This is a genomic window from Candidatus Thiodiazotropha sp. AKAK2, from assembly GCF_058244685.1.
In genome coordinates this window covers 1-16146 of record NZ_JBSYOP010000032.1, presented here as the reverse complement: position 1 = coordinate 16146, position 16146 = coordinate 1, and the positions used below count along the sequence as shown (strand labels likewise).

The 16146-nt window shown below is 54.8% G+C and carries 15 protein-coding genes and 1 tRNA gene; 10 read left to right on the top strand and 6 right to left on the bottom strand.

What is annotated here, in order from left to right:
- From AC4IE8_RS14920 to AC4IE8_RS14910, 3 genes are all read right to left on the bottom strand, one after another.
- Complete coding sequence (locus AC4IE8_RS14920) at nt 1-2364, bottom strand: ABC transporter permease (protein WP_490791358.1); 2364 nt, start codon at nt 2362-2364, stop codon at nt 1-3.
- A 7-nt stretch (nt 2365-2371) separates the two neighbouring features.
- Nucleotides 2372-3103, bottom strand: a complete 732-nt coding sequence (locus AC4IE8_RS14915; protein WP_490791357.1) for an ABC transporter ATP-binding protein — start codon at nt 3101-3103, stop codon at nt 2372-2374.
- A gap of 110 nt (nt 3104-3213) precedes the next feature.
- Nucleotides 3214-3438: a DUF6116 family protein gene (locus tag AC4IE8_RS14910; protein WP_068987404.1), complete on the bottom strand. Its 225-nt coding sequence runs from the start codon at nt 3436-3438 to the stop codon at nt 3214-3216.
- A 744-nt stretch (nt 3439-4182) separates the two neighbouring features.
- Between AC4IE8_RS14910 and AC4IE8_RS14905 the strand changes: the two genes are divergently transcribed.
- Together AC4IE8_RS14905 and AC4IE8_RS14900 are read left to right on the top strand one after the other, a co-directional pair.
- Nucleotides 4183-5445, top strand: coding sequence for a hypothetical protein (locus tag AC4IE8_RS14905; protein WP_068987405.1), 1263 nt, complete (start codon nt 4183-4185; stop codon nt 5443-5445).
- 87 nt (nt 5446-5532) lie between these two features.
- Nucleotides 5533-6180, top strand: a complete 648-nt coding sequence (locus tag AC4IE8_RS14900; protein ID WP_490791356.1) for a c-type cytochrome — start codon at nt 5533-5535, stop codon at nt 6178-6180.
- 105 nt (nt 6181-6285) lie between these two features.
- Here the strand turns inward: AC4IE8_RS14900 and AC4IE8_RS14895 are convergent, their stop codons facing one another.
- Nucleotides 6286-6867, bottom strand: a complete 582-nt coding sequence (locus AC4IE8_RS14895) for a PEGA domain-containing protein (protein WP_490791355.1) — start codon at nt 6865-6867, stop codon at nt 6286-6288.
- A 343-nt stretch (nt 6868-7210) separates the two neighbouring features.
- Between AC4IE8_RS14895 and AC4IE8_RS14890 the strand changes: the two genes are divergently transcribed.
- A complete protein-coding gene (locus AC4IE8_RS14890; RefSeq protein WP_068987408.1) occupies nt 7211-7678 on the top strand; it encodes a hypothetical protein in 468 nt (155 codons plus the stop codon).
- 517 nt (nt 7679-8195) lie between these two features.
- Here the strand turns inward: AC4IE8_RS14890 and AC4IE8_RS14885 are convergent.
- Nucleotides 8196-8272, bottom strand: a tRNA-Arg gene (locus AC4IE8_RS14885).
- A gap of 229 nt (nt 8273-8501) precedes the next feature.
- Here AC4IE8_RS14885 and AC4IE8_RS14880 point away from each other — a divergent pair.
- Complete coding sequence (locus AC4IE8_RS14880) at nt 8502-9029, top strand: c-type cytochrome (protein WP_490791354.1); 528 nt, start codon at nt 8502-8504, stop codon at nt 9027-9029.
- Between the two features lie 41 nt (nt 9030-9070).
- Here the strand turns inward: AC4IE8_RS14880 and rep are convergent, their stop codons facing one another.
- Entirely contained in the window at nt 9071-11074 is a 2004-nt protein-coding gene (gene rep, locus AC4IE8_RS14875; RefSeq protein ID WP_490791393.1) for a DNA helicase Rep, read from the bottom strand.
- A gap of 164 nt (nt 11075-11238) precedes the next feature.
- On the opposite strand from rep, the gene AC4IE8_RS14870 reads away from it, so the two are divergent.
- The 6 genes from AC4IE8_RS14870 to AC4IE8_RS14845 all read left to right on the top strand — a co-directional run bounded on the left by AC4IE8_RS14870 (nt 11239) and on the right by AC4IE8_RS14845 (nt 15527).
- Nucleotides 11239-11961, top strand: a complete 723-nt coding sequence (locus tag AC4IE8_RS14870; protein ID WP_068987412.1) for an LOG family protein — start codon at nt 11239-11241, stop codon at nt 11959-11961.
- A 22-nt stretch (nt 11962-11983) separates the two neighbouring features.
- A complete protein-coding gene (locus AC4IE8_RS14865) occupies nt 11984-12331 on the top strand; it encodes a DUF2782 domain-containing protein (protein ID WP_490791353.1) in 348 nt (115 codons plus the stop codon).
- Nucleotides 12332-12341: 10 nt separating this feature from the next.
- A complete protein-coding gene (locus tag AC4IE8_RS14860) occupies nt 12342-12887 on the top strand; it encodes a TRAP transporter small permease subunit (RefSeq protein WP_068987413.1) in 546 nt (181 codons plus the stop codon).
- Nucleotides 12887-14266 carry a TRAP transporter large permease gene (locus AC4IE8_RS14855; protein ID WP_490791352.1) on the top strand — a complete coding sequence of 460 codons (1380 nt, stop codon included), beginning with the start codon at nt 12887-12889 and terminating at the stop codon, nt 14264-14266. Before AC4IE8_RS14860 ends, AC4IE8_RS14855 begins: the two co-directional genes overlap by 1 nt.
- Before the next feature lie 63 nt (nt 14267-14329).
- The gene (locus tag AC4IE8_RS14850) at nt 14330-14635 is read left to right on the top strand and encodes a DUF1330 domain-containing protein (RefSeq protein ID WP_068987415.1); all 306 of its coding nucleotides are present in this window, start codon (nt 14330-14332) and stop codon (nt 14633-14635) included.
- 457 nt (nt 14636-15092) lie between these two features.
- Entirely contained in the window at nt 15093-15527 is a 435-nt protein-coding gene (locus tag AC4IE8_RS14845; RefSeq protein WP_068987416.1) for a hypothetical protein, read from the top strand.
- Nucleotides 15528-16146 lie beyond the last annotated feature (619 nt).

Here is a 16146-nt window from a genome sequence, read left to right as displayed (position 1 = left end):
TCACTCACGAGTTTTTAATACGGCAATCAAATCGAGATGGTCAAGTCGCCTTCTGACCACAGCTGCGGAGAAAGCGGTTGCACCCAGTGTAACCAGCACGGCGGTCGCATCCGTTGCGGCCTTGATGACCAGTGGTATTCGAAACAGTTCAGTATTCATCGCGTTGGTCATCAGCCATCCGAGACCATGACCCATCAGGCAGCCCAGTGGCAGTCCGACCAGAATCAGCAACGCCGCCTCACCCAACAGAATGTAGGAGATTTCACCGGAGTGGAATCCCAACACCCGCAGGGTGGCCAGTTCCCTGCCCCGTTCCGATAGGGCAATCCGGGTGCTGTTGTAAACCACGCCGAATCCCAGTGCGCAGGCAAAGGCGGCGAAAAAGGAGATATAGACCATCAGCATTTCTGCCATGGTGTCGTTGAACTCCTCAACCGCTGCATCCTTGAGGGTCACCGCGGAGACTTTGGGTAGCGATTTCAAACTGCGGTAGAGCTGGGTCAGTTGGTTCTTATCCACCAGCAGGTTGATCGCCTCGAGACTGGCACGCTCTCCCATCAGTCTGTTGAAGGCGTGGATATGCATGTAGGCAGGCATCCCCATATAGGTCTCGAACAGACTGACCACCGGTATCAATGCCTTGGGCTGTTTCCCTTCCAACACTTCAACCCAGACGGAATCGCCGATCTGAACGTCCAGCTTCTCGGCCAACCTGGTAGAGAGGATCAAGCCTTCCGGAGGTATGCTGACAACTTCTCCCCGAGCATCATAGATCCGCTGCAGTTGTGGGTTGTCGGTGACCCCCTCGATACCGCCCCGGTGGCTGAGGTGTCCCGCCTTCAGATCGGCGCTCTTGCTTCTCATCGGTTCGGCCGCCAATACCCCGGGCAGGCGGCGGATCTCACGCAGTGTTTGATCCGACTGGCTTTCGACCAGTCCGACAGTCATGTCCTGACGCTGTGTCTGGTGAAACTGAACCTCGATGATCTGTTCGATGGCATCGATCCATTGCAGTGCCATCACCATCACGGAGACTGACAGGGCGATGCCGATACTGGTTAGCAGCGACCTCCACGGGGAGCGCATGATCTGCCTCAGTATGATCCGGGTCGGTTGATCGAGCCATAAACCGAAACGGCTTTGATAGAAGCGGCTGCTGCGATACATGGGGGGCGCCGGTGGGCTCATCGCCTTGGCCGGTGGCAGAGTTGCCGCATGTCTGACGGCACCAAGTGAGCCTGCCAGGGCGGCAATCAGACTGACCGCCGCGCCGATGGCGAAGACCCCCGGGTCGGGACGGAAGATCAGTAATGGGAAGCGAAACAGGTCGGCATAGATTTCGGTGTTGACCCGACCCAGCCAAGCGCCCAGCAGCCACCCCAGAACAATGCCGACGCCACACATCGCCATCACCATCTTGGTGTAGTGCCAGGCGACCTGCCAGTTGCTGTAACCGAAGGCCTTCATCAGACCGATTTCGCTCCGGTCGGTGGCGATCAGTCGGCTCATCACCATATTGCCGAGAAACGCGGCAACCGCCAGGAAGATGGTGGGTAGAATGGTCGACATGGTTTTCAGCTGTTCAATCTCATTCATCAGAAACCAGTTTGAAATCTGGTTTTTACGGGCGATCGCACCATGGCTTCCGTATGTCTCTAGGAGTCGGTCAAGTTTGACGATGATCTGCTCCGGACTGCTGTCATGCAGCAATCCCAGACTGACTTCGTTGAAAGCCCCCTCCAGATCATAAGCGGCAGCCAGGGCTTCCCGACCCATCCACATCACACCGAATCGTTTGTCGTCCGGCATCAAGGCGCCTGGGCCCATGGTATAGATGAATTCAGGGGAGAGGGCGATGCCCACCACGGTGAGGCTGCGCTGGTGGCCGTTCATCAGGGCTTTGAGCTGATCGCCTGGCTGCAGATCGTGGGCCTCGGCAAACGGTTCGTTCAGCACCACTTCATCCGGATGATCCAGGCTGACCAGCCGGCCCGATCTCAGTACCAGATTGTTGAGCAGCGGCTCCCCCTGTTCGGGAATGGAGACCAGTTGACCGATCACCGGCTCCTCAAATCCATCGATAGAGAGGGTGGCCATCTGTTTGATTCTGTCTTCCACCGAGCGGACCCCGGGGAGTGTGCTTATCTGATTGACCAGTCGGCGCGGGGCGCGCTTAACCGTGGCAAAGACATCGGCAAAACGCTGCCTCTCGTAGTAGGCGGTGGCGGTCTGTTGGAGTGCCTGCAATGATGACAGGGACATTACCAGAACCGCCACACCGGAAGCGATCACTACCGCAATTGCCAATACCTGTCCCTTCAGCTTCCACAGGTTGCGTATCAGTTTTAGATTCAGAGCACGCATGATTCTGTCACCAGCTCAATTCATGCGCCGCTTTTCGGAGGCTGTTTTGCTGATAATTCGCAACATGTCCATCGGCAAAGTGCAGAACCCGGTCCGCCATCTCACCGATGACACTGTTGTGGGTGATCACCGCAGTGGTGGTTCCCATCTCCTGGTTGACCCGTTCAATTGCCTCCAACACCAGGATGCCGGTCTGGCTGTCGAGCGCGCCGGTGGGTTCGTCGCAGAGCAGGATGTCCGGTCGTTTGGCGATCGCCCGGGCGATTGCCACCCGCTGTTGTTCACCACCGGAGAGTTGGGCCGGAAAGTGGTCGAGCCGTTCCGCCAGGCCGACCAGAGCGAGGGCTTCGGCAGGATCCATGGAACGGTTGGCGATCTCGGTAACCAGGGAGACATTTTCCCGTGCGGTGAGACTGGGAATCAGGTTATAGAACTGAAACACAAAGCCCACATGGTCACGACGGTAACGGGTTAGGGTGGATTCGTCATCGACACTGATCCGCATGTCGCGAAAGGTCACTTCGCCGCTACTGGGGCTGTCCAGACCGCCGAGGATGTTGAGCAGGGTGGATTTACCGCTGCCGGAAGGGCCCAGCAGTACCACCAGCTCCCCCTCTCTCAACTCAAGATCGACCCCACGCAGGGCGTGTACATCAACACTGCCTGTGTGATAAACCTTGGTCAGCCCCTGACCTTGCAGGGTGATTTCCGGGATTGCGCTGGGACCTGAATCAGACACGACTTACTCCATGTCATGGAAGTATAGCTCGGCAAAGGATTTGCCGATGACGTGATGGACCCCCTTCAGCCTCAGTTCGTCTGGCTACAGCAAGAGATCAAGCGCTGCGCTCAGTGACTGCTTTTGTCCTCGATGGCGTTTTGTTCCTGCTTCGGTTTACGCCAGGCGGCAAACAGCAGGGTGAGCAGGCCGAGTATCAGTTCATCGGCAAAAGGGATCATATCGGGGATCACAAGATCGAGTAGAAACAGTGAGCCGGTCAGCAGAAACAGCTGGCGGAAACGCAGCCGGTCCGCAAACTTGAGAATGGCAGCAATGATTGGCACCGAGTGCATAGGCGTTACCCGAAATTGTTTGGCGAGTTTGACTTTAAGGCAGTCTGTTCCACATCCAGCTTCCATACTCTAACGGATGAGTGGAATTGTCGAGTTCTCCTTTCTTAGGGCCTATTAGATCAGTGTTAACAGGCCCTGATTCACGCTCTATAGGCCGAGGTCGTTTGTTATTTGCGGTTTGTGTGTAGGGGTATTACTACCCTCTAAAAGTAGGGTATCACCCCATAATAAAAAAACATGAGCCTTGTTAGGGTTTTGTTACTGTTTCACAGAAAGTAACAATGTCGCTTTGGGGTCCGATGGGTAGTGAATTGCTCGCTGGGATTCCGGGGGAAAGCGGTGAGACAAGTGAGGATGGATGGGGTGATCTGTGTCGTACAGACAACAATAAGAAGGGATTGGCGTGATCGACATACTCTTAGGCAGTCTGTATGTCGATCACGGATAATTCCCCTGGCATCTCCTGCAGCATGAACTGTTTGGTACAACCTCAACGTACCCGACCAAATTGACCTGGCTGCAATCTTAATACCAGGCATGTTTATGCCGTGTTTGTCTTTGCCAGAAGACACCCACCTCCCCATCCGATACAGACCGCAGCGATTACCTTTGCACCAGGTATTTCGTCGCTGGTGAATTCCGGGTTGTTTTTGGCGTGTTGCTGATCTTTGTTACCTGAAGGGTATTTTCAATGGTACTCAACAGATCAGGCCTGGTCGTTTAGCCTTCTAATGGGAGAATTCAATGAGTCAGAATCTTGTGAACCTGCATCGTTATGCGATGTGCCTGTTGCTGCTGATGGGGGGATTTTCAGTCAGCAATCAAGCCGAGGCGGTACCGGCCTTTGCCCGTCAGACGAGTATGCCATGCACAGCCTGCCATTTTCAGCAATTTCCAGCGCTTAACTCGTTCGGTCGTTCATTCAGATCCGGAGGTTATACCCTGACCGGTGGGCAGGGGATGATTGAAGGGGACGATATCTCCCTGCCTTTGATGCTCAATGCCTCTGTGATCACCAAGCTCAGATATCAGAAGACCAACGGCAACACGGATGAGGGAACCGATCATGGTCAGATCGAATGGCCGGATGAGGCGGCACTGCTGGTCGGTGGTAAGCTGGCCAAGGATGCGGGCTTCCTGATGGAACTCGGGTTGACAGACGCCAACTCATTCCTCTCCACCAAGGTTCATTTCAATGTGGCCAAAGCCGGTGCGACCCAGTTGAGTGTGATTCCTTTCTCTACTGACGGACTGGGCTCGGGTTACGGTTTCGAGCTGCTCAATACAGGCGCTCAACGTTCGCAACGTCCTATCGAAGAGCGTAAAGGTTTCAGCGCCGCTCAGGCTCTGGGTCTGGGAAGCGGCGAAGCGACCGGTATCGCCCTGGTCGCATCCGGACACAACTATTTCGTCAACTACACTCCCTGGACGCCGGGTTGGGAAGAGAACAACACCACCGTGAAACCTTCCGGTCTGGCCCACTATATCCGGGCGGCCTATACGCCGTTCATCGGTAGCTGGGATACCGGTTTCGGTGTTCAGATCTGGACCGGGGATGCGGAAACCAGGAATCACGGTGAGGATACCGTCATCCCGACCGATGGCTGGGTCATCGATGCGCAGATGCAGGGCAATCTGGGGAATATGCCTCTGGGTGTTTATGGCAGCTATGGTCAATGTGAGGGCACCGATGCCGCCAATAGCGGCTTGACTCATTTTGCTGACAGCGGATTTTGTAATGGTGCGGATGATGCGGATTCATTTGCCATCCTTGGACAATTGGGACTGCTGCCGAACAAGGCCAATGTGTTTCTCGCCTATCGGACTTTGGATGACGGCTCGGATAACGACAACAAGTTCAACGCCACAACCGTTGGCGGCAACTATATGTTTTCGCAAAACATCCGCTTCGAGCTCTACTATGTCAAAGAGAGTGGCAGCGGTATCGATTCGCGTCCCGATGAGCGTGACAGCAAGTGGATGTTTCAACTGTTTGCCGGTTATTAATCGGCTGACGCTGTATCGGTCGCAGAATCCATACCCAGACAACGCCACCATACAGGTGGCGTGAGAGAACCAATTGAGGAAAGACTCATGAGTAGAATTGTTACCAGAGTGGTCAAGATTGCCGCAGTGTTCAGCCTGTTTTGTCTGACCCTGTCCGCGGCTTACGCAGGGAGTGCCTATGAAGGATATTCCCTGTTCAATCAAACCTGCTTCCTGTGCCATGGTACCAGCGGCAAAGGGGATGGCCCGCTGGCCGGCAAACTGGATATGTCACCATCGGATCTTACCAGCGATGGCAAGACAGACGATGAACGCTTGTTCGGTTTGATCAAAGGCACCATCGCACATGGTTCAGAGAAAAGTGCGATGCCCAAGTGGGGTCTGGCGATGCCGGAGAATCAGATCCGTTCACTGATGACCTATATCCGTTTTCTGCAGAACAGCAAGCACACTCTGCCAGGGGATCCGCAATTGGGTCGCGATGTCTATATGTCGCGCTGTGTTGCCTGCCACGGTCGTGGTGGCATGGGAGATGGTCCGTTGACAGAACTGCTGACCATGAATGCTCAGAATCTCACCGATGCCAGTGAGTTGAACAAGCATCCGAACAGTGAGCTGATGAATGTGATTACCAATGGAAGCCCAGGCGACTCCCTGATGCCTGGTTGGAAAGGCATACTTTCAGAAGAGGAGATAGCTGGTGTGCTCAGCTACGTCCGCCTGCTGGCCAAGTAATCCGCATTAATCTGAACTCACCGGCAACCTGCATCGGTATGCAGGTTGCCGGTTTTCTTCCTTCAATTCCAAATTCCAGCCAATCGAGGCGAGAATCTAACGCGCTCAGAGCTCGTTGAGTATCCTTTTTCTTGCCGCCCGATACTCCTCTTCACTGATTACGGCTTCGTTTCGCAGATTGTCCAGTCTCTGCAGGCGTGCCTTGATGCTGGTATTGGCTGGCTGGGTTACAACAGCAGTGGATTCCACCGGTTTGAGCCGCTGTTCAGGCGGTTGTGCAGCAACGGGCTGCCTGTTTTTCTGTGGCGCCGGGGCGGTTTCAGCTGTGGCTGAGCTTTGGCTCTGCTCCGCACTATCACTACAGTTCAGCGTGACCTGCAAGCCTTTGGGGAAATCCTGGTATTTGACCCGCTGGCTGAATGCCTCGCAGGCCGGTTTGCGGATCACGATTTTGCCGTACAGTTCGCCTTTACCCGCATCGTAGGCGGCGGGATAGAGTTGATTCTGGGTGATTTCCAGAGGGGTGACGCCCAGGGCTTCGTCCATTATGTAGACCGTTGCACCACTCGGTTGAGTTTCGATGCGCAACGGCATCTCTCCGGATACCCCACCAATTCCGGTGCAGGCCGAAAGTTGTGTGATCAGCAGCATCGGTGCTGCCAAACGGGTCAATGTTTGCTTCGGCATAGGGAAATCCAATCGGTCTCTGTGTCTCTGTTCTGGTTATTGTTGGTGACTGTTTGTTGCGTATGGCGGTGGTTTCTCACTTGCCGCAACTCCCTCCGGTCACCGCGATGAGTATATAGCATGTCTGTCCGCTTGGCAGTCCATGCTTCCTTTCTGGGTTGGTTTCTTAACCCTTAATTAACACTTAAGTTACTGTTCACACTTTGAAAAAAGAGTGCTTGGGATTAAGTTTCGTTTAAGTTTCAGGGGCTAGCTTAAGGTTAAAGGATGAAAACGACCTGGTGCACAAACGCCATTCTGGCAATTAATGTTGAGCCCGTTGATGCGGTCTCAGGAGGTAATTATGAAACATTTCATGACTATGATTCAGAGCATTTTGGTTCTGGTATTCGGCATGACTCAAGTCTCTTTTCTCTCTGCGGAGACTCTGGATTCCCAACAGACTGCAGGTGTCTCCCATGCGCCTGATACCCTGGTTATGGTTGAAAAAGTGATCGCTATCGATGCTGATGGGCAGGCTCATACGCTTTATCAGGAAGAGGAAGGTCGAATCTATCGACTGGATAATGTCAATCAGGTGGTGCATGACCTGAATGCTCGTGGAATCAAATCGAAAGGCAACTTTCACTCCCTGCAGGCCGTGTTGGCTCAGCGGGTCTTCGTGATGGGTAAGAACAATCAGCCCTATCCGGCCGAGCGTTCTGAGGTGGGTATCCCCGAAACCTATCGGTTGGCGGTAGAAAATCTCCGGGTTACCAAGGACCGGATAACCGCGATCTACACCACCAACTGTAACGGCTTATCGATCTGATCAACCATGAACTGGACATACGCCGTAGAGCCATGCTTCCGGTAGTCGACCGTTGATCGACTACCGGATGCGATTTTCGGTGGACTGATCTACGATACAGTGCTGGATATTAGCTGGTTACAGGTTGCTTCCTCGAACAAGCTCACTTATCAAACGATTGTGACTGAGGCTGGGCAGGGTCCTGCCGAGTCCAATCCGACCTCCAACAATTACAACCCCTTCCACAATCTGCAATCCTGAGGTTACTGGCCAGAAACCACTGTTGCCGGAAACGGTCAGATGGTCTGCTTGCTGCAATTTCATCCGGGTATTCAGGGTGCACAACCAGAGTTGATGCAGATGAGTTGCCTGTTTCGGCGGTCAGTGATGGCAATGTCACTGCAGTACCAGTTCTTCCCCCATTGCAGGTTTTTTAATAGATTATCGATGGAGACGGCTGGCCATGGTCAGTACAGCGACCGGCTCTCATATGGCCCACGCCTGATGTGGCGTGTTGCGGGTACATACCGGAATGAGATGGCGCGCCCGACAGGATTTGAACCTGTGACCCCCGCCTTCGGAGGGCGGTACTCTATCCAGCTGAGCTACGGGCGCTGAGGTGCTGCAACTCTCCGCAGCGCGGTGATTACAGCGATGCGTAGTTTAGCCCTCCCGGGGGGTGCCGTCCAACCCTGTTCGCTCTTTTTTTCATCCACGGGTATAATCGCCGGGTTTTTCGGAATGCCTGTTGTTAACAGGCCCTAATAGGCCATGCTCAGGGCTTGAAGTCAGCCCATGAACAAGGCGTGGGGCGCAATCGATTGAAATACGGAGGATTATGCCCGTGAGTATCCATGTTGTAACTAAGTCTGGTGTGTTGACAGGTGTGGCTGTCGCATCGCTGCTGGTTTCTACCCAGCTTTTCGCAGAAGAGCGTCCAGAGGTTCTGGAACGAATTGCCCCGATCGGCAAGGTGGCTGTTGAAGGCGCCGCAAAGCCTGCTGAGGCTGCGCCTGCAGCGGCTGCCGAGAGTGCGCCTGCCGCCACTGAAACAGCGGCCGCGCCGGCCGCCGAGGCTGCCCCGGCTGAAGCGGCACCGGCTGCTGCTCCAGCTGCACCGACTGGTGATGCGCTGGCAGTCGCCACCACATCCGGTTGCATGGCCTGTCACCAGGTCGAGACCAAGGTGGTCGGTCCAGCCTATAAAGAGGTAGCCGCTAAATACAAAGGTGACGCTGGAGCGGTTGATACGCTGGTCGCGAAAGTCAAGGCCGGTGGTGTCGGTACCTGGGGACAGATTCCCATGCCGCCCAACGCCCATGTCTCGGATGAGAACATCCGCGTCGTTGTGGAGTGGATCCTGAGTATGTAATGAAAGCGTCCGGCAACCCTTTTGTGTGGTTGTCGGGCGGTTCAGCTGAGCATCGATTTCAAATTGGCCAGATGGGCCGATCCCCGCGCCTGCTGCTCCTCCTTGCTGAGCTTGTTGCCTCGGCCCTCCCAAACCAGATCCTCTTCCGGTAGCTCCTGCAGAAAGCGGCTTGGCTCTCCGGGAACCATTTCACCGAAACGTTTGCGTTTACTGGCATAGCTCATGGTCAGGGTGCGCTGCGCCCGGGTGATGCCCACGTAGGCCAGCCTGCGCTCCTCTTCGATGTTGTCCTCTTCAATGCTGCTGCGATGGGGCAACAGCTCCTCCTCCATACCGACCAGGAAAACATGGGGGAACTCCAGTCCTTTGGCTGCGTGCAGGGTCATCAGGTGGACCTGGTCCTGTTCGGCTTCATCCTCCTGACGCTGCAGCATGTCCATCAGGGTCAGATGGTTGACCATCTCCGCCAGGGTCTTCTCTTGAAGCTCACCATGCTGTAGGGCTTTCAACCAGTCAATCAGGTCGGTGACATTCTCCATCCGCGCCTCGGCGATGCCGTCGCTGCTGGCGTTCTCTTTCAGCCAGCCCAGGTAGTCGATCTCTTCCATCAGGGCGCGGAAGGCTGCCGCCGGATCCGAGTCGGCCTTTTGCGCATGGTGTTGGATCAGTCTGGAAAAGTGCTGCAGGCGCTCATAAGGGCGACTGCTGAGCAGGTTCTTCAGGCCCATCTCTTCGCAAGCGGGCAGCAGGGCGCTGCCACGCTGCTGGGCATAGTCGGCGAGTTTCTCCAGGGTGGTCGGACCGATCTCACGGCGCGGGGTGTTGACGATACGCAAAAAGGCGCTGTCGTCGGTGGGATTGGCCAGCAGTCGCAGATAGGCCATGCCGTCTTTGACTTCGGTGCGGGAGAAAAAAGAGGTGCCGCCACTGAGAAAATAGGCAATGTTATGGCTGCGCAGGGCCTTCTCAAACAGTTTCGCCTGGTGATTGCCCCGGTAGAGGATGGCGCAATCCCGGTTGTTGGCCTTGGCGGTGAACTTCAGGTGGATGATTTCCGATACCACCCGTTCCGCCTCCTGGACCTCATTGGGGCAGACCAGGACACGTAACTCCGGGCCAAGGCCCAGTTCACTCCAGAGCTTCTTTTCAAACACATGGGGGTTCTTGCTGATCAGGTGGTTGGCGGATCTGAGGATACGGCCGCTGGAGCGATAGTTCTGCTCCAGCTTGATCAGCTTCAGGGTTGGGAAATCGGCCTGCAGACGGGCCAGGTTTTCCGGCCGGGCGCCTCGCCAGGCATAGATCGACTGATCGTCATCCCCCACCACGGTGAATGCGGCCCTTACCCCGGCCAGTTGTTTGACCAGCTCATACTGGGCCTGATTGGTGTCCTGGTACTCATCCACCAGCAGATAGCGGATCCTGTCCTGCCACTGATCGAGTATCTGGGGGTGGTTGCGAAACAGGCTTACCGGCAATAGGATCAGATCGTCGAAATCGACCGCGTTAAAGGCCTTCAGGCTGCGCTGATAGGCCGCATAGAGCAGTGCCTGCCCTTGTTGCAGATCGTTCTCCGCCTGCTGCAGGGCCTGTTCCGGGGTGATCAGGTCATTTTTCCAGGCGGATATGGTCCACTGGGCGGCGTTCACCACCGAGTCGTCCCCCAGATTCTGCTTGCGCAGCAGATCCTTAAGCAATCCGGCACTGTCCTGCTGATCAAAGATCGAAAAGCCCGATCGATAGCCCAGTGTCTTCAGCTCCTGGCGGACGATGTTCAATCCCAGATTGTGAAAGGTGGAGATTCGTGGAAGCTGCTGCTGTTGATCGCCCAGGGTTTTGCCAACCCGCTCTTTCATCTCCCGCGCCGCCTTGTTGGTGAAGGTGACTGCGGTGATCTGCTGGGGGTTGAGTCCGCAGCGCTTGATCAGGTAGCTGATCTTTGCGGTGATGACCCGGGTTTTTCCGCTCCCGGCCCCCGCCAGCACCAGGAGCGGTGTGTCGATGTAGTTGACCGCTTGCTGTTGTCTAGGGTTGAGGTCGGACATTGAGGGGTGGTCTTTACGGCTGCTGGACAGAGGCGCAAGGGTACGCAGTGGCGTTATCGATTTCAACACTGGCGTCAATGCCTGATATGATGGGTAGGGTAGGGTAGGTTTCGGCAAGCAGCATTGAGCGGCCCTGTAAGCGTCCAGAAAAAAGAAGAGATTTCATGGCAATAACACAAGACAGACGCCGCAGTCCCCGGGGTGGCGCAGAGGGTCAGCTGACCCGTGAATCCTGGCGTGTATTTCAGATCATGGCCGAATTTGTCGAGGGTTTCGAGCAGTTGGCTCAGATCAGCCCTTCGGTGAGTTTTTTCGGCTCGGCAAGAACACCACGGGATCATCCCCATTATGCCCTGGCGGAAGAGATCGCCCGGCTGCTCTCCGACAGCGGATTCTCAGTGGTCAGCGGTGGTGGGCCCGGCATTATGGAGGCCGCCAACAAAGGGGCCTTTGAGGGCAAGTCCACCAGTATCGGGTTGAACATACAGCTGCCGATGGAGCAGTCCGGTAACGCCTATCAGGATATCTCGCTCAATTTCCGCCACTTTTTTGCCCGTAAGGTGATGTTCGTCAAGCACGCCTCCGCCTATGTGGTGCTGCCGGGTGGGTTTGGAACCCTGGATGAGATGGCTGAGATCCTGACCCTTGTGCAGACCGGCAAAACCCGTAAGATCCCGATCATCCTGGTGGATGGCAAGTTCTGGGGTGGGCTGCTGGATTGGTTTCGCAATACGCTCTGCCCCGCCGGGACCATCGATCAGGAAGACCTGGATCTGGTGCAGGTCTGCGAACAGCCGCAACAGGTTGTGGACGCCATCTTCAACCACTACGAAACACGACGCTTCGAGCCCTCTCCTGCGGAGCAGGAGATACTGCTTGAGCTGTAAACATCTCCCATGGAGGGAGGACATGATGAACAAGCTGAATCTCCTGGCCAAAGCCCTGCTGAGTGTCGCTCTGCTCAGCGGTCTGCCGCTCCTCGCTGAGGATCAGGCTGTACCTGAGCCGCCGGAGCTGCCCCTGCCCGAGGTGATTGTCGACGGTGAGGTGATCGAACCCGATATCACCATCATCAAGCGGGATGAGGGTACGATTACCGAATACCGGGTCAACGGCCAGCTCTATATGGTGAAGATTCAGCCGGACAACGGGCCGGCTTACTACATGAGCGACCGGGATGGGGATGGGGAGTTCGATTCCCGCTCCAACGACCCAACCAATATTTCCGTACCCCAATGGATACTGCTGCGCTGGTGATCGGGGTTTGATGAGTCATTTTCTAGCAACCATCGAAAAATTTGCCCGGGGGTTCGACCAGATCAATGAACGACTGGGGCAGGCGATTTCCTGGTTGAGCCTGTTGATGGTGCTGGTCACGGTGGCCGTGGTGGTGCTGCGCTACGTTTTTCAGCTCGGCTGGATCTGGCTGCAGGAGTCGGTCACTTTCATGCATGCGGCCCTGTTTCTGGTAGGGGCCGCCTACACCCTTAAGCACGAAGGTCATGTGCGGGTCGATATCATCTATCGCAAGTTCTCCGAGCGAGGTCGGGCCTGGGTCGATCTGATCGGTACCCTGACCCTGCTGCTGCCGGTCTGTCTGTTCATCTTCTTCATCAGCTGGGACTACGTGGCCAAATCCTGGGCGCTCTATGAAGGCTCCAGGGAAGTCGGCGGGCTGGATGGCGTGTTTCTGCTGAAGAGTCTGATTCTGGTGATGGCGGTGTTGCTGGTGCTGCAGGGGATCTCCCTGGCGATACGCAGTCTGAGTCAGCTCCTGGGTCAGGGGGAAGTGTCTGCCGAAGGTGATGGGTGATGGCTGAGTATCTTCCCCTGGTTCTGTTCCTGCTGGTCTGTCTGGTTTTGCTGTTCGGCTACCCGGTAGCTTTTTCTCTCGGCGGCACCTCGCTGGCGTTTGCCTGGTTGGGGACCTATACCGGTCACTTCGATGATGCCTTTCTGCAGGCGCTTCCCAACAGGCTCTACGGCATCATGACCAATGAGACTTTGATCGCGGTGCCCCTGTTCGTCTTCATGGGGGTGATGCTGGAGCGTTCCAGGGTGGCGGAAAATCTTCTCGATACCATGGCCAGTCTGTTCGGTAAACTGCGTGGTGGTCTCGGTATCTCGGTAACCATCGTCGGTATGCTGCTGGCCGCCAGTACCGGTATCGTCGGCGCAACGGTGGTGACCATGGGATTGCTGTCACTGCCGACCATGCTTAAGCGCAACTATGATCCGGCCATCTCCTGTGGGGTGATTTGCGCCGCCGGCACCCTCGGTCAGATCATTCCCCCTTCGATCATTCTGGTGCTGCTTGGGGATGTGCTCTCGGCGGCTTATCAGCAGGCCCAGCTCGACATGGGGATCTTTTCACCGGACACGGTCTCTGTCGGCGATCTGTTTGTCGGCGCACTGTTGCCAGGGCTGATGCTGGTGCTGCTCTACCTGCTCTACATTGTTTTCGTCGCCGTGGTGAAACCGGCATCGGTGCCGGCGATGCCGGTCGATGAGAAGCTGGAGAAGGGCGCCCTGCTGGCCAAGACATTGAAAGTCCTGCTGCCGCCGTTGCTGTTGATCGTTGCCGTGCTCGGTTCGATTCTTGGCGGTCTGGCGACGCCAACCGAAGCCGCTTCAGTGGGTGCGATCGGCGCCATGCTGCTGGCCTTCAGTCAAAAGCAGCTGAATCTGAAAACCCTCAAAGAGGTGGTTACCGGTACAACCAAAGTCACCAGCATGGTGTTCATGATCTTCATCGGTGCCTCTCTCTTCTCATTGGTGTTCCGCGGCTTCGGTGGCGATGAAGTGGTAACCGAGTTGCTGACCGATCTGCCGGGTGGGGTGGTCGGTGCGATGGTCGTGGTGATGCTGGTGATGTTTCTGCTGGGCTTTATTCTCGACTTCATCGAGATCACCTTTGTGGTGGTGCCGATCGTCGGGCCGATCCTGTTGGCGATGGGGCTGGATCCGGTCTGGCTTGGGGTGATGATTGCGATCAATCTGCAGACCTCGTTTCTCACCCCGCCTTTCGGTTTCGCCCTGTTCTATCTGCGTGGTGTGGCGCCGAAACAGATCTCCACCGCGGCCATCTATCGCGGCGTTGCGCCGTTCATTGTTATTCAACTTCTGATGCTCGGCCTACTGGCCTACTGGCCGCAACTGGCCACCTGGCTGCCGGACGTAGTCTACGGCTGAGGTAGAACAGATCATCAAAGTATCGTGTTGAATTGCTGAATTAAAAACTTGTGAGGCGTGATTATGGGTTTTGAAAGAATCATGGGACTTAACGTCACGGATGATGAAGCGTATCAAAAATATCGTGAGGAAATGGAGCCGATATTGAACTCGACCGGTGCTGCCTTCGGTTATGATTTCAAGATTGCTGAAGTGTTACGATCAAAAACCGATCAACCGATCAATCGGGTCTTCACCATCGATTTTCCGAATCGAGAGGCGATGGAAGCGTTCTTTGAGCGGCCCGACTACCTGGCAATCAAGCAGCGTCATCTGGATGGTGCGATCAACAGTAAAACGGTGATTGCCCTGCATGAGACGGATGCGTGAACCGATCGTCCGGTCCGCTGCGTATTTATTGATCACTGTGTGATAAATAATCAGAGTTTCCTTAAGAATCACGTTAGACTCATGCACTGAATGGATGCTTGGTGAATCACTCTGAGGATTATATGGATTCCTTGTTTCGTGCTTCTGATCCAGCCTGTGCTGGAATGACGGTGAGCAGTCGTTACTGGATTTTATTATCCGCTAATAAACGCGAATGTTCGTCAATAATAATGGGTACAAAATAGCATCGATACCAATTGAATTGTCTTCCCTGCGAAGGCTGGGATCCATGGATCAATCAGATGGGATTCGCTGCATGCCGGATTGACGGTAATCTCATAAACCGATGTTACAATTATCTCTCTAGATCCTGAGACTACTGATTGACTCCCATCATGGGCTCCTGATTCAAACGTCAGGGGATCCTTCTTCTTAATGCAAAGAGGCCAGTTCAAAAATGAATATCAAGGACAAAAAGATCAACTGGGGTGTGGTCAGTGTGGTGATCGGTTCCTGGCTCGGTGCAATGATCATGTTGTTGGTGATGTATGACATGATGCTATCCATGCGGGCCATGCGTGGTCACATGGGGGATATGTCTCATGATATGCGAGAAATGAAGGTCAGTATGAATGGCATGGGGGAGAAGATATCCCTGATGTCCAAGGATATGAAAATCATGAGTCATGAGTTTGTCGAAGTGGATCAGCATATGTCGGATATGTACAAACTGATGGCGGATGATCTGGACGCCATGCGCCAGAGTATGCAGCTGATGACGCCATCGGTTGCCACCATGGGGCCAACCATGAATCGCATGGGCAGCGATATGAACCGGGGTGTCGACTCCTTTACCAGCCCCGGAAACTATATGTGGAATATGATGCGTTGATTGTTTGATTAAGTCCGCAAATAAACACAAATGGGTGGGTATATTAACTCCCCTCTCCCCTTGCGGGAGAGGGGCCGGGGGAGAGGGGGAGAATAAGCTCCTTAATCTTCATAAGAACTCAACAGGATAAAGACGAGGGATCAACGCGTTTTTACCCCTACATCTGAAACCAGGGATTCAGGTTTTAGCCAGGTGAAACGCTTCGCGTACACCCTCTCCCCAACCCCTCTCCCATCAAGGGAGAGGGGCTTATCTTCGCGATTGGCGTCCAAGCGTTATATCAAAAACCTGAAGCTCAGGAAGTTACACGATTACCAGTCCCGGAATCTATTTGTGGAATATGATGCGTTGATTGTTTTGATTGAGCCCATAAATAAGCGCAAATAGATGGGGACATGAACTCCCCTCTCCCCTTGCGGGAGAGGGGGAGAATCGGCACCTTAACCTTCATAAGAACTCAATGCATTTTTTTACCTGAATCCACGGATTCATTTTGTTAGCCAGGTGAAACGCTTCGCGTACACCCTCTCCCCAACCCCTCTCCCATCAAGGGAGAGGGGCTTATCTTCGCGATTGGCGTCCAAGCGTTATATCAAAAACCTGAAGCTCAGGAAGTTAC

Coding starts and splice junctions, on each gene's coding strand:
- AC4IE8_RS14920 (WP_490791358.1), bottom strand. CDS start 2,364: ATGCGTGCTCTGAATCTAAAACTGATACGCAACCTGTGGAAGCTGAAG.
- AC4IE8_RS14910 (WP_068987404.1), bottom strand. CDS start 3,438: ATGCACTCGGTGCCAATCATTGCTGCCATTCTCAAGTTTGCGGACCGG.
- AC4IE8_RS14905 (WP_068987405.1), top strand. CDS start 4,183: ATGAGTCAGAATCTTGTGAACCTGCATCGTTATGCGATGTGCCTGTTG.
- AC4IE8_RS14900 (WP_490791356.1), top strand. CDS start 5,533: ATGAGTAGAATTGTTACCAGAGTGGTCAAGATTGCCGCAGTGTTCAGC.
- AC4IE8_RS14895 (WP_490791355.1), bottom strand. CDS start 6,867: ATGCCGAAGCAAACATTGACCCGTTTGGCAGCACCGATGCTGCTGATC.
- AC4IE8_RS14890 (WP_068987408.1), top strand. CDS start 7,211: ATGAAACATTTCATGACTATGATTCAGAGCATTTTGGTTCTGGTATTC.
- rep (WP_490791393.1), bottom strand. CDS start 11,074: ATGTCCGACCTCAACCCTAGACAACAGCAAGCGGTCAACTACATCGAC.
- AC4IE8_RS14870 (WP_068987412.1), top strand. CDS start 11,239: ATGGCAATAACACAAGACAGACGCCGCAGTCCCCGGGGTGGCGCAGAG.
- AC4IE8_RS14865 (WP_490791353.1), top strand. CDS start 11,984: ATGATGAACAAGCTGAATCTCCTGGCCAAAGCCCTGCTGAGTGTCGCT.
- AC4IE8_RS14860 (WP_068987413.1), top strand. CDS start 12,342: ATGAGTCATTTTCTAGCAACCATCGAAAAATTTGCCCGGGGGTTCGAC.
- AC4IE8_RS14855 (WP_490791352.1), top strand. CDS start 12,887: ATGGCTGAGTATCTTCCCCTGGTTCTGTTCCTGCTGGTCTGTCTGGTT.
- AC4IE8_RS14850 (WP_068987415.1), top strand. CDS start 14,330: ATGGGTTTTGAAAGAATCATGGGACTTAACGTCACGGATGATGAAGCG.
- AC4IE8_RS14845 (WP_068987416.1), top strand. CDS start 15,093: ATGAATATCAAGGACAAAAAGATCAACTGGGGTGTGGTCAGTGTGGTG.